Below are 23,793 nucleotides of genomic sequence, written 5' to 3' on the forward strand. Positions count from 1 at the left end.
CAGGGTCGTCTATACGACGTTGGCCGGAATTGTCGAGACGAGCGAAGCGTCCTTTTGCGGCGCACGTGCATGATCCCTGCTATTTTTCCTGCAGCGTTCGGATCGGGTCCCATTCGCCGGCCGGCGCCTGGCCCGCAAAGCTTCTCGCCCGCTCGAGAAATATGGCAGACGGCCGGTCGGCTTCGGCCGAGCGGGCGAACCATTCCGCGGCGGAATCGAATTCGCCGGCGCGCCAGTGCGCGAGGCCTTGGGCGTAATCCGCCGCGACCGCAGCCTGCGCAGGCGTCAGCTCCGCCGCCTGCGCCAGCAATTCGTAGATCGTGAGCTGGTTGGTGCGGCCCTTGACGCGGATGGTGTCGAGTTCGCGCCAGGCAAACGTTCCGCCGGTCATCGCGACCGTGGTTTCGGAGGCGATCACGGTGGTGCCGTAGAACTTGTTGGCGCCCTCCAGCCGCGAGGCGAGGTTCACGGCATCGCTCATCACGGAATAATTGAAACGCCGCCGCGATCCGAAATTGCCGACCAGAGCGTCGCCGGTGTTGATTCCGATGCGCTGGACGATCTTGCGGCCCTGAAACGCCGTCGCGCTGCGATTGAGTTCTTCGAGACGCGCGCAGCAACCGAGCGCGGCGCGGGCGGCATTGCCGGCATGGTCGGGATCGTCGGCCGGCGCGCCGAACACCGCCACGACGGAATCGCCGATATACTTGTCGACATAGCCGCCATGGCTTTCGATGATGTCGGTCATTTCAGACAGATATTCGTTCATCAGCGCCATCAGGGCGTCAGGCGACATCCTTTCCGCGATCAGCGAGAAACCCTCGAGGTCGGTAAAGAGCACCGTCACGTTGCGGGTTTCTCCGCCCAGCACCGGCAGCTTGTTCGATGCGAGCATCCGGTCGATCACGTCGGGGGCGAGGTACAGCGCGAAGCTTTTCCGCAGCAATCGGCGGTCCTTGTCGGCAATCATGAAGCGATAACCGACCATCGCGGCCAATGCGCCGACCCCGGCAATGAATGGCTCGCTGAGCGGCAGCACCAGCGCGTGGTTGAATGCTGCCGTGGCTGCGGTCGCGTAAACGGCGATGGCTCCGAGCCAGGCCAGAACGGCGCCGGCCGGCTTGAGCATTCGCGCAACGACCGCCGCAAACGCCGCAGCGAAGGCCGCGATCAGCGCGATCGGCAGCCGGCCGAGCTCGACGGCCGCGTCTTTGGCGATCAGGTTGTTGACGGCGGTGGCATGAATATAGATGCCGGCGATCTCACGGCGCTCGAAGCGTCCGCTGACCGGCTGCTCCGCAACCGCGCAGCGCGGCGCCCGCGCGCCCTCGATCCCGGTGGTGAACCGCTTCGACGTCAGCCGGCGATCTTCCAATTCCAGAACCGTGCCGACGATGACGACCTTGCCCTCGAACTGACGCCGAAAGAACTCCTTGTCGTTCTTCCTGGCGCAGGAACTCAGATCGGCGAACGAAAAGGTCGGGATACGATCCGCGCCGCCCTCGAAATTGAGCGTCATGGTATTGGGTACCGCGCCCGGAATCCGGTAGCCGGCCAGCGCGACCGCTCCGTCCGCCGTCAATTCCGGTTTGGCGCCGAGCGCGCGCGAGGCCAGTTCGAGCGCCATCGAGGGCACTGGTTTGCCGTCAACGGAAAATGTCAGCGGCACCCGGCGGACGACATCGTCGATGTCGGTGTAGACGTTGAGCGGGCGGATATTCTGCTGCTGGCGAACCGCAATGCGCTGTCCCGGCGACGGCCGGATCGGTTGGTCGCCGCGCAGCACTTCACCCAGCACCACCTTGCCGGTCGAGGATCCCGCCGCGAGCGCGCGCAGGAAATCGCGATCGAAACCGCGGACCTTTTCGCCGAACGCGCCTTCGCCGAACGGGATTTCCGACTGTTCGATCGACCTCTGAAACACCATGTCGAAGCCGACGACCCTGGCGCCGCCTTCCACCATCGCACTGAGCACGCGGCCGATCTCGCCGGTCCAGGTGAGGAGCGGCGAGCTGTTGAACGGCGGGGTCTGGTAGGTTTCCTCGTCGATCGCCACCACGACCGCGGGCGAGGCGGCCGGCGCCTGCCGGCTGCCGAACATCTCCCAGCGCAGCGCCGTGAGAATGTCGATCGACAGGCCGTGGACCATGTTGAACACGGGCGACACGGCCGCCCCGGCGCAAATCAATACGATGGCAGCGACTGCGATGCCGTCCCGCGTCGTGCGCCCGATATTCAAAGGCTGAGGCCCGGCAAAGCCTATTCCATGCGCAGCAGGCGGCCGACGATCGGCGTCGGACCGGGCTTGGCCTGGGGGTCGACCCGGAACACGACCCTGCGAGATGCGAATGTCGCCGCATAGGTCCCGCCGGGAGTGAGCGATTTGCTGGTGCCGGCAAGATCGTAGAACTTGCCCTTCAGCTGGTTTCCGGTGAGCTCGAACTGCAGGCGCTCGCCCTTCTGGTCAAGCCGATCGAACACAAGCGTGCCGCGCCCCCTGGCTTCGACAAGGGGTGCGGTGCCGTAAAGCGTCAGCTGTGGGCTTGCCGAGGCATCTTTTGCCAGGCTGCGGACGACAGTCGCGGCCACGCCGCTGGTTTCCCGGGCCGTCGCGTGCGCCTGGGCCGGGTCGCATTCCGTCTTTGTGCCGTTGACATCGGCGAGGTGAACCATGCTCTCATCCTGGCCGACGATGACGGTGCCTGTTCCGGCGATGGTTTCGCGGCGGCAGGATTTCATGTAGCCGAGCACGACGGAACCGCCTTGCCCGAGCTTGATGACCTTCCCCTGCGCAACGTAGTCCATGAACTCGGCGCCGGTGACGTTGCCCTGAACCTCTTCCACGACTGCAACCGGCGCCTGGGCTGCCGCGGCTCCCGCAAACCCCATGACACCGATGAGAATAACAATCGCTTTTTTCATCCTAAAACCTCATCCAAAGAGTCGAAGCCAGGCTCAACAAGGAATCGAGCCAGCTCCCTAAAGCCAGATATCGAAACTCGCCGGCCTTCATCAATTCGCTTCCGCTGATGATCAAAGTCGAACGACATATCGCGCAGCTAGCTTGATCCGCCCTGAGGCGAATGTGACCAATATCACGCAATGGCGCATTCAAGAAACCGGCACCAAACGTGGTTTTGCCGGCGGCGCCGCGGTGAAGGCCCGAGTTTACGACAGGAACGCGCCCAAATCGAGCATTCCAGCGGCCGGCTCGGTGACCTGCGTCACGGTGACATCGACCGGTCCGGCCTGGTCTCCAATCATCCGCAAGCCATGGTCGTCAGGGATAGGGGACGGCGATGAGCAACATCTTTACCGCGGTCAAACCTGCGCTCTCGGCGATCGACCGCGTCATCGCGCACTCGATTTCGGTGTTCTGGATATCCACGTTGCAGGCGCAGCTCCGGTACGAGCGCCAACTGCAGCAGTGATTCGTCGCCGAACGCTTCGAGGCCCAGTTGGATCATGATCTAGCGGAATCGTGATTGTCATCGATCCCTGTTTGTTGCGAAAAATATCGGGGCTGCAGCCAGGAACCGCTGCCGGAAGCGCCAGCCCTGTTTGATCGACGGGGCGGCGCAAGCAGGGAGAAAAACCGACATGGCCATTCGCCGGGCCGCGCCGCGCCATGCGCTGGTCGTGCTTGTGCTCCTCGCTCTCGCGGCGATGACCGGCGTGCGCGCCGAGGACGCGCATCAGCCGCAACCGGTGGCGACGCCGTCCGGACAAAAGGCGGGTGCAGCGGGGGCTTCTACCCCGCCGGCCGCCGAGCAACATCGTCTGCCGCAGGATTCGACGACCAGGCACACGCTCGCTCTCCCCGGACGCACGCTCGACTTCACCGCCACCGCCGGCTCGATTCCCCTGTTCGACGACAAGGGCGAGCCGCAAGCCGACATCGCCTACACCGCCTACCAGCTCAATGGCGCCGACGCGCGTACCCGGCCGGTGACCTTCCTTTTCAATGGCGGGCCGGGCGCGGCCTCGGCGTGGCTGCAGCTCGGCGCTGCCGGTCCGTGGCGGCTCGCCATCAACGCCGACGCGATGACGTCGTCCGCATCCCCGGATCTCTTGCCCAACGCCGAGACCTGGCTCGACTTCACCGATATCGTCTTCATCGATCCGGTCGGCACCGGTTACAGCCGCTTCGTCGCCAGCGGCGAGGAGGTGCGCAAGCGCTTCTATTCGGTCGACGGCGACGTCAACTCGATCGCACTGACCATCCGCCGCTGGCTGGAGAAATCCGACCGCCTGCTGTCGCCGAAATTCGTCGCCGGCGAAAGCTATGGCGGGATACGCGGGCCGAAGATCGTCCGCAATCTGCAGGTCGACCAGGGCGTCGGGGTGAGAGGGCTGATCCTGGTCTCGCCGCTGTTCGACTTCCGCGAGTTCTCCGGTTCCAGCCTGCTGCAATATGTCTGGAGCCTTCCCTCGATGGCGGCGGTGGCGCGGGAGGCCGAGGGCGCGGTCAAGGGCGCGGTGACCCGCGCCGACCTCGCCGATGTCGAGCGCTATGCGCAAGGCGAATTCCTGAGCGATCTCATCAGGGGATCGGCCGATACCGAGGCGACGACGCGACTCGCGGACAAGGTGGCCGCGCTGACGGGAATCGATCCTTCAGTGAGCCGCCGGCTCGCCGGGCGCTTCGGCGTCGCCGAGTTTCGCCGCGAATTCGACCGCCGCAATGGCAGGGTGACCGGCCGCTACGACGCCTCGGTCACGGGCTTCGATCCCTATCCGGATTCGAGCTACCCTCGTTTCGGCGATCCCTCGGGCGACCCGCTGGCGGCGCCGCTGACCAGCGCGGTGGTCGACCTCACCACGCGCAAGCTCAACTGGCGGCCGGTCGGCTCCTACCAGTTGCTCAACGGCGGGGTGGAGAGGGCCTGGGATTTCGGCCGCGGCATCCATCCGCCGGAATCGATTTCCCAGTTGCGGCAGGTTCTCGCGCTCGATCCCAAACTGAGGCTGTTGGTGGCGCACGGGCTGTTCGATCTGGCGACGCCGTATTTCGGCTCGAAGATCCTGCTCGACCAGTTGCCGGCCTACGCCTCGCCCGAGCGCGTCAAGCTCGTGGTCTATCCGGGCGGGCACATGTTCTATTCACGCGATGCCTCGCGCCAGGCGTTTCGAACCGAGGTCGAGGCGCTGATGAAGTGAGGTGGTTGGCGGCATCAGCGGGTCGGACGGCTTTTGCGCGGGCTGTATCGGCGCTCCATCTCCGTCGCCACGGCCTTCTCCGGCCTCACTTTGCCACCGGCGAACCAGACTTCGGTAACCTTGCCGGCCTTGCTGCGCGTGCGGCGCACGGCTTCGCCATGGCTTGCATAGCCGGCGGCCACTGAAATCCGGCCGGTGTCACGGCCCGTCACCTCGATTTCCGTCGAATCCAGGAACGGATTGAAGCCGTGCGGGTTACCGACAATGACGACGCTTCCCATGGGAACGAGATCGACCGCACCCCATGCGCTCCACCAGCGACCGGTCCAGTCGCGAACCCGTCGCTTCGGCGCGCCGTGGGCCGCGAAGGCGCGCATGATGTGCATGGCGCCCTCCAGCCAAAATCCGGCCCAGCCATCGGTGGCGTTGGTCAGGATGCTGATGCTGACCTCGCGTGAGGGGACGACGCAGGTCCGTGAGATGTAGCCCTGAAGCCCGCCGCTGTGACCGAAGCAGTCCCAGCCGCCCAGATTGCCGCTCATGATTCCGAGGCCGTAGTAACTCTCGATGCTCGAATGCGGGTTGCGCCAGTGCCGGCGCGTCATTTCGCGGCGGCTGGCGGCGGAGACCACACTTCGCTTTGCGTTCGGGGCCAGTTGCGCGAAGAAGCGGGCCAAGTCCGCCGCCGTGCTGACGAAACCGCCGGCCGGCGTGATCGCATTGAGCCTGTTCTCGCCGGGAATGACCAGGCGGCGGCCCAGCGGAAGCCGGGGGCTGTGGCCGCGCGCGAATGGCGTGGCTTTGACGAGCGGCATGTCGGATTGCGTTTCGCGCAAGCCGGCGGCGGCGACGATCTCGCGTTCGATCCAGACCCGATACGGCTGTCCGGTGATCGCTTCGATCACAAGGCCGATCAATCCGAACCCGTGGTTGGAATATTTGAAGCGGGTGTTCGGCTCGATCAGGGGAGGCGACGTCAGGTCGGCGATCAATTCCTCGGTGCTCAGGAACGGCCGGCTATCGGAAAACTGGCCGCCGGCCATGCCGTCGCGCACCAGGCCCGCGCTATGGGAGAGAATTTGCGCGATGGTGGTTTCCGCGACCTGGCGGTGCAAGCCCGTGATGTATTGCCCGACGGGATCGTCCAGCCGCAATTTGCGCTGCTCCCGGAGCTTCATGATTCCGGCCGCGGTGAAACTCTTGGAATGCGACGCGATCCGAAACCGGTGGCGTGGCGTGAGCTTTTCGCCGGTGGCGAGGTTGGCATGCCCGAATGCGAATTCGGCGACAACCTTGCCCCGATGCGCGATAGCGACGATGCAGCCGGGCTGCTGTGACGCACGTACCTGAAATTCGATCCAACTACGAATATAGCTGATCGCGGGTTGCAGCCATGGTTCCACGTGCGCGATCTCCAAAAAATGTCGGATGATTATTGCAATCGGGGATGTGTCGAATATTCAGCAAGAATGTTGGATGCTACCGGACAAAACAAAACCGGCGCAACCCTTTAAGGTTACGCCGGTTGAACTCGTGTGACCGAATTCAGTAGACGAGGCCGGTGCCCGGCGGCTTTTCCAGTGCTGCGGCCAGCGAGCGATATTCCTCGCTAGCAGTGCCGCTGAGAGCAGCGATCCGGTTCAGGTGATATTGCGCGGAATCGCGGTTGCCCTGTTCGACCTGCCACAGCCCGTAATACTGCCAGGTCTTGACGTGGTTCGGGTCGGCCTTCAGCGCGCGCTCGTACCAGATCTGCGACACCTTGTAGTCGCCGAGCTTGCGATAGGAATAGCCGATCAGGTTGGCGACGGCGGCTGTGTCGTCGTGACCGAGCGCCTTCAGCTGCGGAATCGCGGCAGCATAGTCGTTGCGGTCATAGATCGTGGCGTAGGCGGCGCGATAACCCTTGGCGAAGGCGGTGTCCTCGATGCCGGGTTTGACTTCGCTGGTCTTTTTCTTCTTCTTCTCCGACGACGGAGGTGGCGACTCGTCGGGCGCGGCGTATACCTTGGTGATTACGGGCGCCGTGGCCAGCGCCATCGCAAATATCGCCAGCGTCAATAACCTGATCGCAAATCTGCTCATGCATCTCTCCCGATTTCCAATAGGGCAAATCCTACACCGCTGCCCGCTGATTTGAACACCTCCTGCGCCGGAACATTCCCGGCTCATCGCCCCAATGTGATCGGCCGCCGGCCGCGAGCCGGACATGACGAACATGTCATGCAGATGAACGAAGTCCGCGTTTGCGCTTCAGGATGGGTTCAGCGCGCGGCGATTAGGTTCACGGGCATGATCGACGAGCCCGGCCATCCGACCGGCACCCTCGTGATCCCCCGGAGGACACGACCATGCTGAAGACCATTTCCGCCGCGCTGCTTGCGGCTTCCGTGCTTGCAGTGGCGCCCGCGATGGCCCACGGCCCGGACCGGACCGGCCATGTCCCCGACAGCGTGTATGTGAATCCGGGCATGCTGGATGCCAACGCCTGGATGGGCCGCCATCACCACCGGCATTTCCGTCATCACCACAGGCATTTCCACCATCACTATCGCTTCCACCGGCATCACTGGTACTGATCCGCAGGGCGCGGTTCGATCCGCATTGCCCCGCCGCGTCCCGCGGAGATCAGGCCCGGCCCGCACGCCATTGCTTCCCCAGTGGCGGGCGGGCCGGCACGTTTCCCGGCAAGCCGCGCGCCGGCCGCCAACCGGGATGCGAATTCCATTTGGCGCGGGGAAGGGCTAGAACGCTTCCGGTCGTCAGAGCCTTAAACCACGGGTTGCATTTGGGGATATCAGCCAAGCGTGCCGCGATCCTGCTGTTGCCGATCGCGCTCGCCGCCTGCGTGAGCAGCGACGACGGCAGGAGCATCACCTATACGGATGATCGCGGCGTCGCCAACCAGCCGTATCCCGCCAGCTATCGCGCCGAGATACTGGCGTTCATGCGAACCTACCTGAACAACCCTGTCGGGGTGCGGGACGCCGTGATGGCCGAGCCGGTGCAGCGGACCGTCGGCGGGCGGCTGCGCTATGTCAGCTGCCTGCGCTTTGCGGCGCGGGATAGCGACGGCGGCTATCGCGAGGGGCGCGCACGCGCCGTGCTTTATGTCGATGGCCGGCTCGACCGCCTGGTCGAGAACGCAGGCGAAATTTGCGCCGGCGCGACCTATGCGCCGTTTCCGGAACTGGAAAAGCTGACGCGGTAGCGGCCCGGCGCTGCCGCCGCGGGCCCGTCTCCCGGTCATTTTGCCCCGGCTTCGGGCAGGGCCCATCCGATCACATTTCAGCGAGGCTTGAACCTGACCCTGACTTCGGGAGACGCAGCCCATAGCTGCGAGGTGAGCTGTTATGGGCAGAAAACTGGGATCTGGCTGCAACCAAAGTTTGCTGCCGTCACGGTTACGAACCATCACAGCTCCGGCATGGCCGCGAAGCAACCTAATTGAGGCCACGTTGTTTGTTTGATGTCGACGGCGACATAACGGGGAACCAATCATGAAGAAACTTCTGCTCGGCGCAGCCGCCCTGATCGCGTTTGCCGCCCCCGCGGCCGCGGCTGACATCCCTGCGCGCACCTATTCCAAGGCTCCCGCCTACACCGCCCCCGCGGTGGTCTACAACTGGACCGGCTTCTACATCGGCGGCCATCTCGGCGGCGCGTTCGCGGGCGACAACAGCCTGCAGAGCAGCGACGCGCGCTTCCTCGGCGGCGTGCAGGCCGGCTTCGACTACCAGTTCGCGCAGAACTGGGTGATCGGCGCCGAAGCCCAGTACAGCTGGCTCAACGGCGACAATAACAATGGCGTGCTGTTCCCGGGCGGCACGCTCGTGACCGGCAGCAACAACAACCAGCTCGGTTCGGTCACCGGCCGGGTCGGCTACACCTGGGGTCCGGCGCTGCTCTACGCCAAGGGCGGCTACGCCTGGCGCGACAGCAACAATATCGGGGTGACCGTCGCCGGCGCCCCGGCGGCCTTTACCACCGACGGCAACCGCAAGGACGGCTACACCGTGGGCACCGGCCTCGAATACATGTTCGCGCCGAACTGGTCGGCCAAGGCCGAGTACCAGTATTACAACTTCGGCAACACCACCGTGACGGCCGGCCCGCCCGACGTCGTCGGCGCCCGCTTCCGCAACGACGAGCACTCAGTCAAGGTCGGCCTGAACTACCGCTTCGGCTGGGGTGGCCCGGTCGTCGCCAAGTACTGAGCCAAGTACTGATCGAAGTACTGATCGAAGTACTGAGCCAGCTACCCAGCCGGGTACTGGCGGGCACTGCAACGAAACGGCAGGAGGCCGGCCTGGGGCCGGCCTTTTTATTTACAAATCTCATTTACAACCCGCCGCCATGCAGGCGGGCGCTTGCGCCGCCAGCCGAAAAATAATTTTTGCCGGCGCCGGAACTTGCGCCCGCAATGCGCTATTATGGTTTTGCCGGTTGGTGGACAACGAACATGCGTGTTTTTGCGTTAGGGCTGGTTTTGTTGGCATTTGCGGTGCCGTGCTCCGCCCAGACTGTCCTGAAATCCGAACCCCTGATCCTTGCACCCTATGAAATCGCCTACGTGCAGGACGCCTCCTGTACGGCAGGCAAGGTGCTGAAGGTGACCGGAGCGATCCGGGGCCTGCACCGCAAGAAGGTTTGCGTGGCACGGGCCGGCGATCAGGCTTCGTTGGCGGTGGCGACGCCGTAGCGTCGGTCTCAAAAACGGTCTCGCCTTCGCGATTCCGGGTTCGCTTGGCACGCCCGGTAGCCCCGTCGCGTCCTCAACTGCAGATCCAGCCCCGCGAGGGCCGGCGGGTCATGCCCGGGTGAGGAGCCCGTTAGGAGCAACCTGACAGGCCGGTTCGCCGGATCTGGGGCCGCCGGGGCCGGGAGTCCCTGAGTCGTAAACGAGTCCTGAATCGTCCGAAAAATATCCCGCGAGACTCCTCGGGTAGAATCGCCGGATGTTTTGCGGGCCATGAGAATGACCCTGCAAACCTCCTGCGAACACGTGCATGTCACGCTGTCAGTCGCGCTGCTGGCGGCCTGCGCGGCCAACCTGGTGCTGGTCTACGCCTGGTTGTAGCCGGTTGACGCGGCGGCCAATCCCCTGATCATGCGAGACAAATGGTAACGGCGCCGCGGCCGGCGGCTTGCCGAAATCGTATGGGGAGGCCGGGACGGTCGAGACGCTCAATGTTGCCGTGTAGACGATCCGGTTTCGGAACCTAACGCTTACACGGCCACGCGGCGCGAAGGGCTTCCTGCGCCAGTACCGTAAAGTCTTCGTTCAGCCTTGCCGGACGTTTGTCGACATAATCAATCACCACGCGAATGGCTTGCTCGTACGTCGAACTTGGAGACGGCGTACAAATGCGATTGTCCGCAAAGGTGATCCCCACCACAATGCCAAAACACGTGCCCTCTGTTAAAGCCTCCGTTGCGGAAGGGACCTTGGTCGAGGCGACCACGACGCCTCGACAACCCGGCAAGAGGTCTGTTGCCCTGTCGTTGAAAGCCACAGCCTCGGAATCGACGGCCAACAAGGCCAGGCTGGTCGCCGCGGCAACCCTAAGAAATCGAACCATGCTCTCCCCCCAAAGGGTCTCACCAGACACGCGATCTCGTCTCTTGCAGGCTGTTCTGACGATAAAAGCCAACTTCGAGGGCAGCAATGCGGCCTCACCGGCGGAGTTCTTGCAGCACCTGCTGCCGGTGCTGGAGAAAATATCGGAATCCCGTCCAGCGTGACGGGCCGCACAGGTCTCCCGATGCCTGCACCCTAGGCTTCAGCATCATTCACGGGAGACGAAAAAATGCTGGCCCTGGTTCTCTTGAGCGCAAGCCTGCCTTCCATTTTCTGCGCGGGCTGCGCTACGTTCCTTGCGTATAACGAGCGTCGGCAATGGGTCTGGTTCGCCGGTCTGTCCGTCCTGGCCGGGATCGGCGCGATCGGTGTCCTTCAGATGGTTCAGCTGTGGCGGCTTGCCGGTCACTCCTGACGGGCGGCGGGTCTCATTGAATGGTCTATCCCGGCCCATGGTTCGAAGCCTGATAATCCAGGATGCGAAAGTTGAACCGCGGCCACTCTTTCGTTGGCCAGCATTCGCGCTAACGGTTTTGGGCTCGGCAAAACGTTTGGACCAGGACACGACGCAACTCCACAACAGAGCCGAGATTCAAGCCGGATTCCGCCAATTCGTTCCTATTTCACCCCGGCAAGTTTATGAAGAACGGGCTCGAACTCTAAAATCCGTGCAGCCTGAATACAGATTCCAAGATGGTTTGGGATGCCTGACAAGGCCACCGACCTCGTCTGCGTCGGGATGGTGATTGTTATGATTTCGCCTTGAGCCTTATGAAGGTGAACGGCATAGACAATGCCAATCATCCAAAGTCGGGTGCCCATCACCAACCCTCCGGGCACAGCGTAACTACCTTCGTTGAAAATGAAAACTGGTGAGCCGCTCGACCCAGGAAACACGGCCGCGTCCACCAAGAATTCTGGCCTGCCGCGGTAATTTCGATTGCACGCGGTGGCCGTGACGCCCCGTCGAAAAATTGGCAAATTGTTGACGTCGTCCCAAATCCCGTTGGGGTATCCGATCATCAAAACATCTTCCAACGGCGTCAGCGTCGAAAGCTGTTCAACGGAAGGAATGTTGTCCGAGTGTATCGTCGCCCAAAACGGGAAAATCTTTGCCTGTTCCAATTGCCGCAGTAGGGGCGCGAGGGGAATGGCCACAAGGTCAACATTTGGATCGGGGTGGTTGACCCAGCTTGGCTCGCTCACGTTGATTGGCATGTGGCGGTCGGTCGGCTGTTTATTTTCATCCGCGAGCGTCAAGGTGAACGTTATCTGAATGGCACCGTCAACGACGTGACGATTTGTGATGACGACCGGGATATCTCCAATTTCAATAGGAGCATGAAAATCAAAATGAAATCCTGTTCCTGAAGACGTCGAACCGTCAGCTTTGCGACATTCAATCCGGATCGTGGAATGTTGTAACAACCGGGACGGCCCCAACGGGGGCGGGAGCGACACCTCGCTGACTAATCCGGCTTCGGTCATTTCAGCCTCGCTTCGAGAGAACGGACATTGACCGACCAGTAGGGCCATTCAACCGTTTCCGGCACCAATCCCTAGCGATATTGCCAGCACTCGCAAGGTCCGCTGTAATATCTCGGCATGGGCACCAAGTCACGAACGGCGATTTGGGGGCCCCAGATCAGAGGAGCCGAGCAACAAGCGCGGCACGCTCGGGAAGAGGCCCAGAAGGCCGTCCGTGAGGCCGATCGGGCGGAGGCTCATGAGTGGTCCGTCCGCATGGAGGGCTACGGTGGACCGGCGCAACCATCCCCGACGATTGGCCAATGTCTCAACGGCGGACTTGGCTGGCTCGAGGTCGAATGTAACCGCTGCAAGACGCGCGCAAGCCTGCCACTGAACGGCCATCCACCGGCCGCGCGACACGCCGGTATGGAAGCTCGAAGCATCCTTTAAATGTCGGTCATGCCGGAAGGGCCGCTACGCGCCGCCGGTCCACATGATCAAGCTGACGGCGACGCAGGAGATCACGCCTTACAAGTGGGTGCATCCAGACGAGGAGCGGTGAAGAAGTTCGCCGTCTCGCTACCCGAGCCGCTACCCGGAACAAAATTGGTGGGGCTTCCTATTTCAGGGCTGCCCGACTTCTCCATTGATAACAAGGAGTTTTGCTGGTGCCGGTTGAGAGGATTGAACTCCCGACCTTCGGTTTACAAAACCGCTGCTCTACCGCTGAGCTAAACCGGCGAATTGGATGCGATCGGCGGGGGACGAAAATCCTCACCTTATTTCGCTGACCGTTCGGCCGGTCGAATACCAGACTTGCCCGCAAAGGGCCAGAACCTCGCGCCGCCCCCTTCGTCGGGTGGGCCCCTGCGGGCAGTCATACTGGCGGCCATCCTCGCCCGTGGCTGGTTCCGAATCCGGGTTGTGCCGGCATCAAACCGATGTGAAATTCCGGGTTCTCCGTTTTGAGGAGTTGAGTGAGCGCCGATGCAAACGCAGGACATCGATTACCGCGCCGGCGCGGTCAATTTGCGCGGCTATCTCGCCTTCGAGGAGACCGATGCGGCGCGGCGGCCGGGCGTGCTGGTGTTTCACGAGGGGCCGGGGCTCGGCGAATTCGCGATGACGCGGGCGCGCCGGCTGGCGGAGCTTGGCTATGTGGCGCTCGCCGCCGACATGTACGGCGATCGCCGGCAGGGGCGTAACCTGCAGGAAATCGCAAAACTGGTCGGCGACCTCCGCAACGAGCCGGAAACGCTGCGCGGGCGCGGCCATGCCGCGCTGGCGACGCTGGCGGCGCTGCCGCAGGTCGATGCGGGCAGGCTCGCGGCGATCGGTTTCTGCTTCGGCGGCTCGGTGGTGCTGGAACTCGCCCGCGACGGCGCCGACCTCAAGGCCGCCGTCAGCTTTCACGGCGTGCTCACCACCAGGATGCCGGCGGTCTCCGGAAAGGTGAAGGCGAGTGTGCTGGTGCTGACCGGCGCCGATGATCCGCTGGCGCCGCCCGATCAGGTCGCTGCCTTCGAAAACGAGATGCGCGCGGCCGAAGTGCGGGACTGGCAGGTCATCAGCTACGGCGACACGCTGCACGGTTTCACCAATCCGGCCGCCGACGGCTCGATGATGCGCACCGCGCTCTACAGCGCGCCGGCCGACCGCCGCTCATGGGCGTCGATGCGGGGGCTGTTGGATGAAGTTTTGTGAGACTGAAAAAGTTGCGCGACGATGTTGGAAGTGTGCCAGTGATTTGCCCGACGTGTCGAGCTCTTTTCGAGGTGTCGCCGAGCCGCTTGCGCCAATGGCTCAGGTCCGAGCGCTCGTGCCGGAAGGCGTGCTGGAAAAACTCTTCGCCGGTGAAGAACTGGAAATACGGGTCATGGACCCAGCGCTCGCACACCCCTTCATCGGACAGCCCGTAAATCTGCTTGAGCAACAACAGCCCGATCATGAAGCGGGTCTCGATCCCCGGCCGGCCGTTCTCGCTGTAAAGCGGCGCGATCTCGCCGTCGATCCAGTCCCAATCGATCTTGCCGGCCAGCAGAACCAGCTCGTGCTTCAGGTTGATGATCTGGTCCAGCCGCGCCCGGAACAGATCGTTCGATCCCGTCGTCTTGTGCTTCTTCGGCCGCATCGTCCCCTCCGATGCACCACAGAATCATGGTCCGCAGCAAAAGGGAATCCACAAACGAAATTGCAAGGTTTGGGGTTCTCAAGCTCCCAATCCCTGCAATCTCAAATGCCGCATCCGAAAAACAGACTCCCGCTCAATCGCTTAGAGCCTTGTTCACGGACGACTACCGGACAAGTTGACGCGCTAGCGACACGCCGCTACGTGAGCTTGGAAACCATGGCCGGATTGAGCGATGATGCAAACGCCGGCACGCCAGCTATCGCGGCTGCCTGGAATCCGGGCAGCAGTGAGCCTGGACCATGCCACCGCTGTTACACCACGCCGTGGGACGCGACCAGGGGGAGAAACCATGAGACTCGAAATTATATCCAAGTATCCGTCTGGCGGCGCGCATTCAACACCGCTCCTCTTCGTTCACGGTGCCTGGCACGGCGCGTGGTGCTGGGATGTTCATTTTCTCGACTATTTCGTCCAGCAGGGATTTGCGGCCCACGCCGTCAGTTTGCGCGGGCACGGCAAGAGCGAGGGGCGCGAAAGGCTTCGATGGACAAGCATTGCCAGCTACGTCCAAGACGTCGAGGCAGCCGCACAGCAGCTGCCAAACCCTCCGGTTTTGATCGGTCATTCAATGGGCGGGTTCGTCGTCCAGAAGTATCTGGAAAAGCATCCCTCTCCAGCAGGCATTTTGCTGGCTTCCGTTCCCCCGCGCGGAGTTTTGGCAACAACACTCAGAATAGCAAGGCGGCATCCGCTTATCCTCGCAAAGATGAACCTTACTTTGAGCCTGTTTCCGCTCGTTGCCACGCCGCAACTGGCCCGCGAGGCTTTCTTCTCGGAAAGGATGGCCGATGAAGAGGTGCTGCGATATTGGCGGAACCTCCAGGAAGAGTCCTATCGTGGGTTTATGGATATGCTCGCCCTCGCCCTGCCCAATCCAAGGAAGGTTGCCACGCCTTTGCTCGTCTTGGGTGGCGCACAGGATACGGTTTTTCACCCCAGCGAAGTTGAAGCCACGGCGCGAGCTTATCACACCGAGGCTGAGATTTTCAGCGATATGGCTCACGACATGATGTTGGAGCCCCGGTGGCAAGCGGTGGCAGAGCGGATGCTGGGATGGCTCACGAACCGCAATTTGGCAGGGGCGTGATACCAACACCGTCCGCTAGCGTCATCCCGGGCGCGCTGCAGCGCCTGTAAGAACCCGGATACGGCGCAAGCGCCCGCGCCGGTGCGGTCAATTTGCGCGGCTATCTCGCTTTCGAGGCGACCGATGCGGCGCGGCGGCCGGGCGTGCTGGTGTTTCACGAGGGGCCGGGGCTCGGCGAATTCGCGATGACGCGGGCGCGCCGGCTGGCGGAGCTTGGCTATGTGGCGCTCGCCGCCGACATGTACGGCGATCGCCGGCAGGGGCGTAACCTGCAGGAAATCGCAAAACTGGTCGGCGACCTCCGCAACGAGCCGGAAACGCTGCGCCAGCGCGGCCATGCCGCGCTGGCGACGCTGCCGCAGGTCGATGCGGGCAGGCTCGCGGCGATCGGTTTCTGCTTCGGCGGCTCGGTGGTGCTGGAACTCGCCCGCGACGGCGCCGACCTCAAGGCCGCCGTCAGCTTTCACGGCGTGCTCACCACCAGGATGCCGGCGGTCTCGGGCAAGGTGAAGGCCAGCGTGCTGGTCTTGACCGGCGCCGACGATCCGCTGGCGCCGCCGGACCAGGTCGCCGCGTTCGAAAACGAGATGCGCGCGGCCGAGGTGACTGGCAGGTCATCAGCTACGGCGACACGCTGCACGGTTTCACCAATCCGGCCGCCGACGGCTCGATGATGCGTACCGCGCTCTACAGCGCGCAGGCCGACCGCCGCTCCTGGGCGTCGATGCGGGGACTGTTGGATGAAGTTTTGTGAGACTGAAAAAGTTGCGCGATGTTGGAAGTGTGCCAGTGATTTGCCCGACGTGTCGAGCTCTTTTCGAGGGGTAAAGCATCCGTGCCGGCGACCCCGTGTTACTTTGCATGGGGTTGTTTTCGATATTTTGGTTGGGAGCGAGAACCGCGTCGGTCTGGCTCGAACTTTGCCCTGACAAGCGCGTGGGCTGATGTCATAACAGATGTCGGGCCGCCGTCATTGCGAGCCAACGGGTCGGCGCGAAGCGCCGCCCGATGACAGGCTCCGCGAAGCAATCCATTCTTTCTTCGCGTGGCGACATGGATTGCTTCGTCGCGGAGCCTGTCATCGGGCGCGCGTTCGCGCGACCCGTTGGCTCCTCGCAATGACGGGGTAAGGCGAGCAGGGGACACATGTTCGGAATTCTGGGTTTGGGCTTTCTCCTGGGCATGCAGCATGCGCTGGAAGCCGACCATATCGCGGCGGTGTCCAGCATCGCCGCACGCAGCAGCCATGTCGGCGATATCGTCCGGCATGGCCTGACCTGGGGACTCGGCCATACGCTGACGCTGTTCGCCTTTGCCGGCGCCGCCATCCTGCTCGGCAGCGCCATCCCCGAAACATTCGCGCGGCCGATCGAGGCCGCCGTCGGAATCATGCTGGTCGGTCTCGGCGCCCATGTGCTGTGGCGGCTGTGGTGCGACCGCGTGCATTTTCACAAGCACGGTCACGGCGACGGTACGGTGCATATCCACGCCCACAGCCATGCCGGCGAGACGTTGCCGCATGCCCGCGCCCCGCATGCGCATGGGCACGGCTTTCGCTGGCGCACGCTGCTGGTCGGGTTGATGCACGGCATGGCGGGATCGGCGGCGCTCCTGGTGCTCGCGGTGTCGCAAGCCTCCAGCCCCGCGGCCGGGCTCGGTTATGTCGCGCTGTTCGGAGTCGGCTCGATGATCGGGATGGGCGCGCTGTCGGCGGCGATTGCAGTGCCGCTCGCGGTCTCCGCGCGCTGGCTCACCTGGGCCAATCGCGGCCTGCAGGGCGCGGTCGGCGCCGTCACCATCGCGGTCGGCGTCACCACCATCGTCGAAACGGTGTTCGCGTAAGCGGCATTCCGTGCGCGTTAACAATTTCCTGTCGCGGTCGTTTGCAATTGAATGAGCGCGAATGCTTGCGCGTTAGGCTTACCGGAAGTTAGGCCGGCGGCTTTAACCCTTGGCTTTTCATGTGCGGTTAGGTTGTGCGCGAGCATTTTCCGGCAAAGTGGAATCCGGTTTGCCGCAAGAAAATGCTCTACTTTAAAGTAGCGCGTATTCTGATCGCAAAACCGGTATCCACTTTTGCGGAATACGCGCCCAAATTGGAACCCGAAACCATGCGCACAGGGATTGCACTGGCCATTTTGATCGGAACGACCTGCACGGCATTTGCCGGCGGCGGATTTGATATCGTGATTCCCGGCCGCGCCGGCGTGCCCATCATCATTAACGGTCTCGACGCATCCTACGCCGCCATCGAAGGCGAATGGGGGCTCGGCCGCAACGAGCAGGTTCAGCCCACCATCTATGGCGGCCGCACCATCGATCCCGTGCCGCGCGTCGGCCATTATTATCCGAGCGCCGGTCATGTGCCGGGCTACGGGCGTCTCGAGATCGAGCCGCCGGCCAACCGCAAGCTGCCGCAGCCGGCGGAGAGCTACCATCAGTCTTGGTCCTCGCAATCGAGGCCGCTGCCTGCGCAGTCCGATGTCCCCTTCTACCCGCCGCCGGTGATCGTTGCGCCGCAAGTCGACCTCGGGCCGCACCATTATCGGCGTTGATATCCAGTTGATATCCAAGAGCAGTTTTCAGACCAAAGCCCAGGCCAACAAAAGAAACAGATCCACAGGAGAGAGTAATGCGTCGGAAGATTTCAGGAATGGTAGCGGCAGTCGCCGTGATGATGACCGCAGGCTCCGCGTCCGCGATGGCTTGCGGAGGCGGACTGTTCACGTCGTGCGCGCCGTGCGGTTACGCCGCCCCGTGCGCGCCGGCTCCGGTTTACGTGGCTCCGGTCGTGGCCTATTCGGGCTGCTACACCGGCTGCGGCTGGACCGCCGAGCGGCTGGCCGATCCGGTCCGTCAATATTACTACGTCAACCAGGGTCCGACCTATACCGGTCCGGGCAACTGGGCTCCGGTGCGCACCTATGAGGAAGGCTCGGTGTCGTATGCTCGCCCTTACTACGGCTATCGCGCGCATCGGCACTACGGCTACCGCTACGGGGTCCGTCCGGCCTATCGTTATGGCTATGGCGCCCGTCTTGGTTACCACGCTCCGCGCCACAGCATGCGCTACGGCGCCTACCATCACGGCGCAGCGCGCTATTCGGTCGGGCCGCGCATGGATGGTCAGCACATGATGCGTCACCGGTACTGATCCGAAGATCGTCTTGAAGAGTTCCGCGCCCGTTCGCATCAAGCGAGCGGGCGTTGACTTTTGTGCTCAGCCCATCAGGCCGAGCCGGCTCGCACCGATATAGAGCGCCAGCACCGCGGCGTTCGACACGTTGAGGCTCTTGATTTCGCCGGGCATGTCGAGCCGTGCCACCGCGCTGCAGGTCTCCCGCGTCAGCTGCCGCAGGCCTTTGCCCTCCGCGCCCAGCACCAGCGCCAAAGGCTGCCGCAACGCCATGGTGCCGAGGTCCTCGCTGCCCTGGCTGTCGAGGCCCACGGTCATGAAACCCTGGTCGTTCAATTCGGTCAGTGCGCGCGCGAGATTTTGCACGGTCACCAGCGGCACCAGTTCCAGCGCGCCGGAGGCGGATTTCGCCAGCACGCCGGTCGCTTCCGGGCTGTGCCGCGCGGTGGTGACGATGGCCTTGACCGCAAACGCGGCCGCCGAGCGCATGATGGCGCCGACATTGTGCGGATCGGTGATCTGGTCGAGCACCAGCACGATGCCCTGCTGCGGCAGGCTGTCGATGTCGGGCGAGTCCAGGGGATCGGCCTCCGCCAGCAGGCCCTGATGCACGGCGTCCGGCCCGAGCCGGGCGTCGATCAGGCTCGGCCGCACGATTTCCGGGGGCACCCTGGTGTCGATCTTGTCGTCGGCCAGCCGCCGGGCGGCGTTTTCGGTGAGCAGCAGCTTGCGGATGCGGCGCTCCGGGTTGGCCAAGGCCGCCGTCACCGTGTGCCAGCCGTACAGGATCACCGGGCCGTCGGTATCGGCCTCGCGGTCGCGCCAGGCCGGCCGGCGGCCTGATGGGTGGCCCTTGTCCGGTCCTTTTCCGCCCCGGCGCTGGAAGCGCGGTTTCCGTTCGCGATCGCTCATGGGCCAGCTTGTGTCACGGGTTCCGAATAATGGCAATTTGGGCCCCTGACGGCCCGCAATAGGGGCTCGCCTTGGTTGACTTTGCCATCGCCCTTCCGTCATAAACGCGCCCGACCGGGAGCCCGCCATCGGCTTTCCGGTCTTAACGCCATCGACGGCCTTCCTGTCGCCATTTCGGCGGGTAAGCTATTGATGTTGTTGAGCGGGGGAGTGTCCCGAGTGGCAAAGGGAGCTGACTGTAAATCAGCCGTCTTATGACTTCGAAGGTTCGAGTCCTTCTTCCCCCACCAGCCTTCGCGCGCGAGCGAGAAGGCTGCCGCGCCGAAGCCCTTTGGGCGCAGGCGGGCGTGTAGCGCGCTACGGCTCGGCAAGCCATTCTGTACCGCCGCGATTAGCGTCCCCGAGAATCCTCTAGCTCCCGAACCCGGATGCCCTTCACCGAGATTGCGCGATTTCTGGTGCGGGGGCTGAAGGCTCGGTTCCGCGATCAGAGTTGCGAATTCGAGATCATCCGCCGGCATGTCCGGCCGGGCGATATTGTCTGCGACATCGGCGCCAACAAGGGCAGTTTTGTCTGGTGGCTGTCGCGCTGGGTCCGCAACGGCCGGGTGATCGCGTTCGAGCCGCAGCCGCAATTCGCCGAGCGGCTTGCGGCGGTCTGCGGCGCAATGAAGCTCGCCAATGTCACGGTCGAGGCCAGGGCGGTCTATGCGCGTTCCGGTGCGCAGGACCTGTTCGTGCCCGCGGGCCATTCGCCGGGCGCTTCGCTCACCCACAAGGCGGTGGAGGCGGAAAGCTTCACGACGCTGTCGGTGTCGGTGGTGGCGCTCGACGATTATTTCGAGGCGCGCGACAAGGTCACGCTGCTCAAGATCGATGTCGAGGGCGCCGAGCTCGGCGTCTTGAAGGGCGCCGAGCGGATCCTGCGCCAGCACGCGCCGCTACTGGTGTTCGAGTGCGAGAACCGGCATCTTGCGCCCGGCACTGTCGGGGATGTCTTTTCCTGGCTCGAGAGCCTCGGCTATCGCGGCAGCTTCATCTGCCGCGACCAGCTTCGTCCGCTGTCCGAATTCGATGCCGCCATCCATCAGCGCCGCGACGGCGAATGGTTCTGGAAGAGCAGGGATTACTGCAACAATTTCGTGTTCGCCAGGAAGGCTTGATACGGCGGTCTCATCGGCCTAATCGCTGCCCGCCGCCTCCGTCACCGGGAACGGGACGCCCGGCAGATAGAGCGGGATGGGCCGGATCTCGTAGACCGCGCTGGGATTGGCGGTGCGCAGGTCGCGGGCGGCCTCGACCGCCGCTTCGGCGCTGGCGCAGTCGACGACGTAGAAGCCCAGCAACTGCTCCTTGGTCTCGGCAAACGGGCCGTCGAGCACCGTTCCCTTGCCCGGGCCGCGCAAGGTGAGCGCCCGCTGCGTCGGGCCCAGCCGCGCCGCCGGCCCGAGGCTTCCCTGCTGATTGAGGCGGTCGTGGACCTCATGCAGATTGGTCATGACAGCCGCGTCCTCCTCCGGCGTCCAGGACATGACCTCGGTCTCCACGTGATAGGCCAGAATGGCATAAAGCATCGGCATCTCCTTCGTTACCGGATGGCGTTCGACCGCAGGACGTTTGGCCGCGGCGAATCCCGACAAGTCAGCATTTTGCAGGATCACGGGGCCTGTTGGCAGCCGATTCGGGGATCGCCGGCATGCTGCCGACGAAACACTCCTGAAACACAATAGTTCGGAACCGGCTTGAACGCAGGATATGGGCGCCACGACTGATGGTGCAGAACGCGCGCAATTGCGCAGCCTCAAACGGAGACGGTCATGTTACGCAAGCCAGCCACCATCATCAGCGATAGCGCGCGGGCTCCTGCCACGTCTCAGGCTGCAGGCGACTGGCACGACGTCACTGGCCATCACCGCTATTACGGCAGCTCGGCCTGCAATGGCGGCGAGCGCATCGTCGAAAGCCGCCGCGGCCCGCGCCCGTTCAACCGGTTCGGCTTCTGATCGCCGCGATCCCGGATCTCCCGACGCCAACCCCCTCCAAGTCAGGCGAACTCAGATGGCGACCCTCACCATGGCCAAACTGCTGGTCCTGTTGCTGCCATGTCTGCTTTCGCTGGCGGGGCAGGGCGGAATGCCGAAGCTGCTCTGCCTGGTGGCCAGCATTTTGGCGCTGCTGCTCAGCGTCGAGCCCTACGGAGCGGTACTGCCCTGGGCCGTCGGCATGGCGATCGCGGTGCTCTCCGTTCGCGAACGAATTCACCGGCTGTGCGCCGCCGGCGTGCTGCACCTGAAATGAGAGTCGTCATTCCGGGGTGCGCGAAGCGCGAACCTCAGATGTGCAATTGCACATCGGGGAATCTCGAGATTCCGGGTTCAGCCCTGGGGGGCTGCCCCGGAATGACGATCGGACAACAAAAAAGCGCGACGGGATGGCTCCCGTCGCGCCCGACTTTTGTGCTCGCTGGTCCAGGGCTGAGAGCGCCCCGATGCCAAGCCTCAAGGAAGCTTAGCGGGCGATCCCAGCGAGGTGACAGCGCTTGGTAAGAGACACTGGATCACCTCCTTTCATTGTTGATCGAAATCTAAGTATAGGAGCGAATCACCCGATGTTAAGGGGCGGGCCGGCGAGGGCCGCCTGCGGAACCGCCTCCGCTTTACCGGGGTGGACCCGGGCAGGGGCAGTTGAGGCTTGTCCGATGGCGTGTTAGGTGATCGCCCCATACGCGGGTGTAGCTCAATGGTAGAGCAGCAGCCTTCCAAGCTGAATACGAGGGTTCGATTCCCTTCACCCGCTCCAATCCCGTCAGGGGATGCCGCTCGCCTTGCGCGAGCATGCGTGCCCGGGCATGGCGGCCGCGGGACGGATAGCTGCATGCCGCCAGCGCAGTGCTCGCCACCAGGGAAATAGTGTATCCGCTCTCTTCGAAAAGTGCCGGGAGACCGTTCCCGTAACACGACGAAAAATTTCGGAGGAACGTTTCATGTCGGCTCTGCCACTCCAAGGCATCAAAATCCTTGATCTGACGCGCGTGCTCGCAGGCCCGCTGTCGGCGCAGATGCTGGCCGATCTCGGCGCCGAGGTGATCAAGATCGAGCGGCCGGGCGGCGGCGACGACGCGCGCGCCTTCGGCCCGCCCTATCTGAAGGACCCGGACGGCCAGCACAACAACAACAACTCGTTCTATCTCTGCGCCAACCGCAACAAGAAATCGGTCACCGTCAACATCGCGACCGAGGAAGGCCAGGACATCGTCCGCGAGCTGGCAAAATCCTGCGATGTCATGATGGAGAATTACAAGGTCGGCGATCTCAAGCGCTACAGACTGGATTACGAATCGATCAAGGCGATCAACCCCGGCATCATCTATTGCTCGGTGACCGGCTTCGGGCAGACCGGACCTTACGCGCCGCGCGCCGGTTACGACGCGATCCTGCAGGCGATGGGCGGGTTGATGAGCGTCACCGGCCACCTCGACGGCGAGCCCGGCGCCGGGCCGATGAAGGTCGGTCCCTCCATTGTCGACTACATGACCGGCATGAACTCGTCGATCGGCATTCTCTCGGCGCTTTATCATCGCAAGGTCAATGGCGGGGAAGGGCAGCATGTCGACGTCTGCCTGTTCGACACCGTGATCGCGTCGCTGTCGCATTACGCGCAGATCTTCCTCGTCAACGGCCAGACCCCGCCGCGGCGCGGCACCTGGGGCAATGGCGGCATGCCCGCGGGCGTGTTCCGCTGCACCGACGGCGAATTGATGCTGGTGGTCGGCAATGACGGGCAGTTCGCGCGCACCTGCGCCGTGCTCGGCGAGCCGCAGCTTGCGACCGATCCGAAATTCCTCAGGAACAACGACCGCGTCGTGCACGGCAAGGAGATCATGGCGATCTTCGCGGGGCTGTTCCTGAAGAAGCCCGTGGCCTACTGGCTGGATGAACTGGAGAAGGCCGGCGTGCCCTCGGGGCCGATCAACGATTTTTCGCAGGTGTTTGCCGATCCGCACGTCCGCTCGCGCGGCATGCAGGTCAAGGTCGAGCATCCCTTCGAGCAATCGCTGTCGCTGATCCGCAACGCCATCACCTTCTCCGGCACCCCGGTGAAGCAATATCGCGCGCCGCCGCTGCTCGGCGCGGACACCAGGGATGTGCTGGCGACGATCGGGTATGACGAGGCGAAGGTGGAAGCGCTGAAGCAGCAGAAGATTGTCTAGCCAAAGCGGCAGCCAATCTATTCCGAGACCATCAGCGTCAGCCATT

General features: G+C 63.5%; 25 protein-coding genes, 3 tRNA genes and 2 pseudogenes. 20 read left to right on the top strand and 10 right to left on the bottom strand.

What is annotated here, in order from left to right:
* Positions 1-79 precede the first annotated feature (79 nt).
* Both KMZ29_RS11565 and KMZ29_RS11570 read right to left on the bottom strand, forming a co-directional pair.
* Complete coding sequence (locus KMZ29_RS11565; RefSeq protein WP_249779900.1) at positions 80-2,239, bottom strand: adenylate/guanylate cyclase domain-containing protein; 2,160 nt, start codon at positions 2,237-2,239, stop codon at positions 80-82.
* Between the two features lie 20 nt (positions 2,240-2,259).
* Positions 2,260-2,922: a hypothetical protein gene (locus tag KMZ29_RS11570; protein WP_215623787.1), complete on the bottom strand. Its 663-nt coding sequence runs from the start codon at positions 2,920-2,922 to the stop codon at positions 2,260-2,262.
* 377 nt (positions 2,923-3,299) lie between these two features.
* Here KMZ29_RS11570 and KMZ29_RS26875 point away from each other — a divergent pair, with 377 nt between their 5' ends.
* Both KMZ29_RS26875 and KMZ29_RS11575 read left to right on the top strand, forming a co-directional pair.
* Entirely contained in the window at positions 3,300-3,431 is a 132-nt protein-coding gene (locus KMZ29_RS26875; RefSeq protein ID WP_256442515.1) for a hypothetical protein, read from the top strand.
* 169 nt (positions 3,432-3,600) lie between these two features.
* Positions 3,601-5,160, top strand: coding sequence for a S10 family peptidase (locus tag KMZ29_RS11575; protein ID WP_215623788.1), 1,560 nt, complete (start codon positions 3,601-3,603; stop codon positions 5,158-5,160).
* 14 nt (positions 5,161-5,174) lie between these two features.
* On the opposite strand, the gene KMZ29_RS11580 is transcribed toward KMZ29_RS11575, so the two are convergent.
* Positions 5,175-6,563 (bottom strand): serine hydrolase domain-containing protein, encoded by a 1,389-nt coding sequence (locus tag KMZ29_RS11580; protein ID WP_215623789.1) that lies wholly within the window; start codon positions 6,561-6,563, stop codon positions 5,175-5,177.
* A gap of 142 nt (positions 6,564-6,705) precedes the next feature.
* Entirely contained in the window at positions 6,706-7,245 is a 540-nt protein-coding gene (locus KMZ29_RS11585) for a tetratricopeptide repeat protein (RefSeq protein WP_215623790.1), read from the bottom strand.
* Between the two features lie 266 nt (positions 7,246-7,511).
* On the opposite strand from KMZ29_RS11585, the gene KMZ29_RS11590 reads away from it, so the two are divergent.
* The 4 genes from KMZ29_RS11590 (at position 7,512) to KMZ29_RS11605 (ending at position 9,862) form a co-directional block, all read left to right on the top strand.
* The gene (locus tag KMZ29_RS11590) at positions 7,512-7,739 is read left to right on the top strand and encodes a His-rich protein BRANT (protein WP_215623791.1); all 228 of its coding nucleotides are present in this window, start codon (positions 7,512-7,514) and stop codon (positions 7,737-7,739) included.
* 209 nt (positions 7,740-7,948) lie between these two features.
* Positions 7,949-8,371, top strand: a complete 423-nt coding sequence (locus KMZ29_RS11595; RefSeq protein WP_215623792.1) for a hypothetical protein — start codon at positions 7,949-7,951, stop codon at positions 8,369-8,371.
* Between the two features lie 289 nt (positions 8,372-8,660).
* Positions 8,661-9,377: an outer membrane protein gene (locus KMZ29_RS11600; RefSeq protein WP_215623793.1), complete on the top strand. Its 717-nt coding sequence runs from the start codon at positions 8,661-8,663 to the stop codon at positions 9,375-9,377.
* Positions 9,378-9,622: 245 nt separating this feature from the next.
* Positions 9,623-9,862: a DUF6719 family protein gene (locus KMZ29_RS11605; RefSeq protein WP_215623794.1), complete on the top strand. Its 240-nt coding sequence runs from the start codon at positions 9,623-9,625 to the stop codon at positions 9,860-9,862.
* 520 nt (positions 9,863-10,382) lie between these two features.
* Here the strand turns inward: KMZ29_RS11605 and KMZ29_RS11610 are convergent.
* Entirely contained in the window at positions 10,383-10,742 is a 360-nt protein-coding gene (locus KMZ29_RS11610; protein WP_215623795.1) for a Rap1a/Tai family immunity protein, read from the bottom strand.
* Between the two features lie 228 nt (positions 10,743-10,970).
* Between KMZ29_RS11610 and KMZ29_RS11615 the strand changes: the two genes are divergently transcribed.
* On the top strand, positions 10,971-11,156 hold the full coding sequence (locus tag KMZ29_RS11615; RefSeq protein ID WP_215623796.1) for a hypothetical protein: 186 nt from the start codon (positions 10,971-10,973) through the stop codon (positions 11,154-11,156).
* A 203-nt stretch (positions 11,157-11,359) separates the two neighbouring features.
* Here the strand turns inward: KMZ29_RS11615 and KMZ29_RS11620 are convergent, their stop codons facing one another.
* The gene (locus tag KMZ29_RS11620; RefSeq protein ID WP_215623797.1) at positions 11,360-12,277 is read right to left on the bottom strand and encodes a S1 family peptidase; all 918 of its coding nucleotides are present in this window, start codon (positions 12,275-12,277) and stop codon (positions 11,360-11,362) included.
* A 69-nt stretch (positions 12,278-12,346) separates the two neighbouring features.
* Here KMZ29_RS11620 and KMZ29_RS26705 point away from each other — a divergent pair.
* Positions 12,347-12,773: pseudogene (locus tag KMZ29_RS26705) on the top strand (hypothetical protein).
* A gap of 104 nt (positions 12,774-12,877) precedes the next feature.
* On the opposite strand, the gene KMZ29_RS11625 reads toward KMZ29_RS26705, so the two are convergent.
* Positions 12,878-12,952 (bottom strand) — tRNA-Thr (locus KMZ29_RS11625).
* A 246-nt stretch (positions 12,953-13,198) separates the two neighbouring features.
* Here KMZ29_RS11625 and KMZ29_RS11630 point away from each other — a divergent pair.
* Positions 13,199-13,915 (top strand): dienelactone hydrolase family protein, encoded by a 717-nt coding sequence (locus KMZ29_RS11630; RefSeq protein WP_215623798.1) that lies wholly within the window; start codon positions 13,199-13,201, stop codon positions 13,913-13,915.
* 73 nt (positions 13,916-13,988) lie between these two features.
* Here KMZ29_RS11630 and KMZ29_RS11635 read toward each other — a convergent pair.
* A pseudogene (locus KMZ29_RS11635) lies at positions 13,989-14,342 on the bottom strand (transposase); the annotation flags it as partial.
* Between the two features lie 349 nt (positions 14,343-14,691).
* On the opposite strand from KMZ29_RS11635, the gene KMZ29_RS11640 reads away from it, so the two are divergent.
* The 5 genes from KMZ29_RS11640 to KMZ29_RS11660 all read left to right on the top strand — a co-directional run bounded on the left by KMZ29_RS11640 (position 14,692) and on the right by KMZ29_RS11660 (position 18,643).
* The gene (locus KMZ29_RS11640; RefSeq protein ID WP_215623799.1) at positions 14,692-15,489 is read left to right on the top strand and encodes an alpha/beta hydrolase; all 798 of its coding nucleotides are present in this window, start codon (positions 14,692-14,694) and stop codon (positions 15,487-15,489) included.
* Positions 15,490-15,581: 92 nt separating this feature from the next.
* Complete coding sequence (locus tag KMZ29_RS11645) at positions 15,582-16,163, top strand: dienelactone hydrolase family protein (protein WP_215623800.1); 582 nt, start codon at positions 15,582-15,584, stop codon at positions 16,161-16,163.
* 472 nt (positions 16,164-16,635) lie between these two features.
* Complete coding sequence (locus KMZ29_RS11650) at positions 16,636-17,331, top strand: urease accessory protein (RefSeq protein WP_215623801.1); 696 nt, start codon at positions 16,636-16,638, stop codon at positions 17,329-17,331.
* Between the two features lie 269 nt (positions 17,332-17,600).
* Positions 17,601-18,044, top strand: a complete 444-nt coding sequence (locus KMZ29_RS11655; RefSeq protein WP_215623802.1) for a hypothetical protein — start codon at positions 17,601-17,603, stop codon at positions 18,042-18,044.
* A 77-nt stretch (positions 18,045-18,121) separates the two neighbouring features.
* The gene (locus KMZ29_RS11660) at positions 18,122-18,643 is read left to right on the top strand and encodes a hypothetical protein (protein ID WP_215623803.1); all 522 of its coding nucleotides are present in this window, start codon (positions 18,122-18,124) and stop codon (positions 18,641-18,643) included.
* Positions 18,644-18,709: 66 nt separating this feature from the next.
* On the opposite strand, the gene rlmB is transcribed toward KMZ29_RS11660, so the two are convergent.
* On the bottom strand, positions 18,710-19,537 hold the full coding sequence (gene rlmB / locus KMZ29_RS11665; protein WP_215623804.1) for a 23S rRNA (guanosine(2251)-2'-O)-methyltransferase RlmB: 828 nt from the start codon (positions 19,535-19,537) through the stop codon (positions 18,710-18,712).
* A gap of 204 nt (positions 19,538-19,741) precedes the next feature.
* On the opposite strand from rlmB, the gene KMZ29_RS11670 reads away from it, so the two are divergent.
* Together KMZ29_RS11670 and KMZ29_RS11675 are read left to right on the top strand one after the other, a co-directional pair.
* Positions 19,742-19,827 (top strand) — tRNA-Tyr (locus KMZ29_RS11670).
* Positions 19,828-19,965: 138 nt separating this feature from the next.
* Positions 19,966-20,700 (top strand): FkbM family methyltransferase, encoded by a 735-nt coding sequence (locus tag KMZ29_RS11675; protein WP_215623805.1) that lies wholly within the window; start codon positions 19,966-19,968, stop codon positions 20,698-20,700.
* 18 nt (positions 20,701-20,718) lie between these two features.
* Here KMZ29_RS11675 and KMZ29_RS11680 read toward each other — a convergent pair whose 3' ends face one another.
* Positions 20,719-21,111 (bottom strand): YciI family protein, encoded by a 393-nt coding sequence (locus tag KMZ29_RS11680; protein WP_215623806.1) that lies wholly within the window; start codon positions 21,109-21,111, stop codon positions 20,719-20,721.
* A 243-nt stretch (positions 21,112-21,354) separates the two neighbouring features.
* On the opposite strand from KMZ29_RS11680, the gene KMZ29_RS11685 reads away from it, so the two are divergent.
* The 4 genes from KMZ29_RS11685 (at position 21,355) to KMZ29_RS11700 (ending at position 23,747) form a co-directional block, all read left to right on the top strand.
* Positions 21,355-21,540, top strand: coding sequence for a hypothetical protein (locus tag KMZ29_RS11685; protein WP_215606179.1), 186 nt, complete (start codon positions 21,355-21,357; stop codon positions 21,538-21,540).
* A gap of 55 nt (positions 21,541-21,595) precedes the next feature.
* Positions 21,596-21,835 (top strand): hypothetical protein, encoded by a 240-nt coding sequence (locus KMZ29_RS11690; protein ID WP_215623807.1) that lies wholly within the window; start codon positions 21,596-21,598, stop codon positions 21,833-21,835.
* A 427-nt stretch (positions 21,836-22,262) separates the two neighbouring features.
* A tRNA-Gly gene (locus KMZ29_RS11695) sits at positions 22,263-22,336 on the top strand.
* Between the two features lie 184 nt (positions 22,337-22,520).
* Complete coding sequence (locus KMZ29_RS11700) at positions 22,521-23,747, top strand: CaiB/BaiF CoA transferase family protein (RefSeq protein ID WP_215623808.1); 1,227 nt, start codon at positions 22,521-22,523, stop codon at positions 23,745-23,747.
* Positions 23,748-23,793: the final 46 nt, after the last annotated feature.

Source organism: Bradyrhizobium sediminis (assembly GCF_018736085.1).
Lineage (GTDB): Bacteria > Pseudomonadota > Alphaproteobacteria > Rhizobiales > Xanthobacteraceae > Bradyrhizobium > Bradyrhizobium sediminis.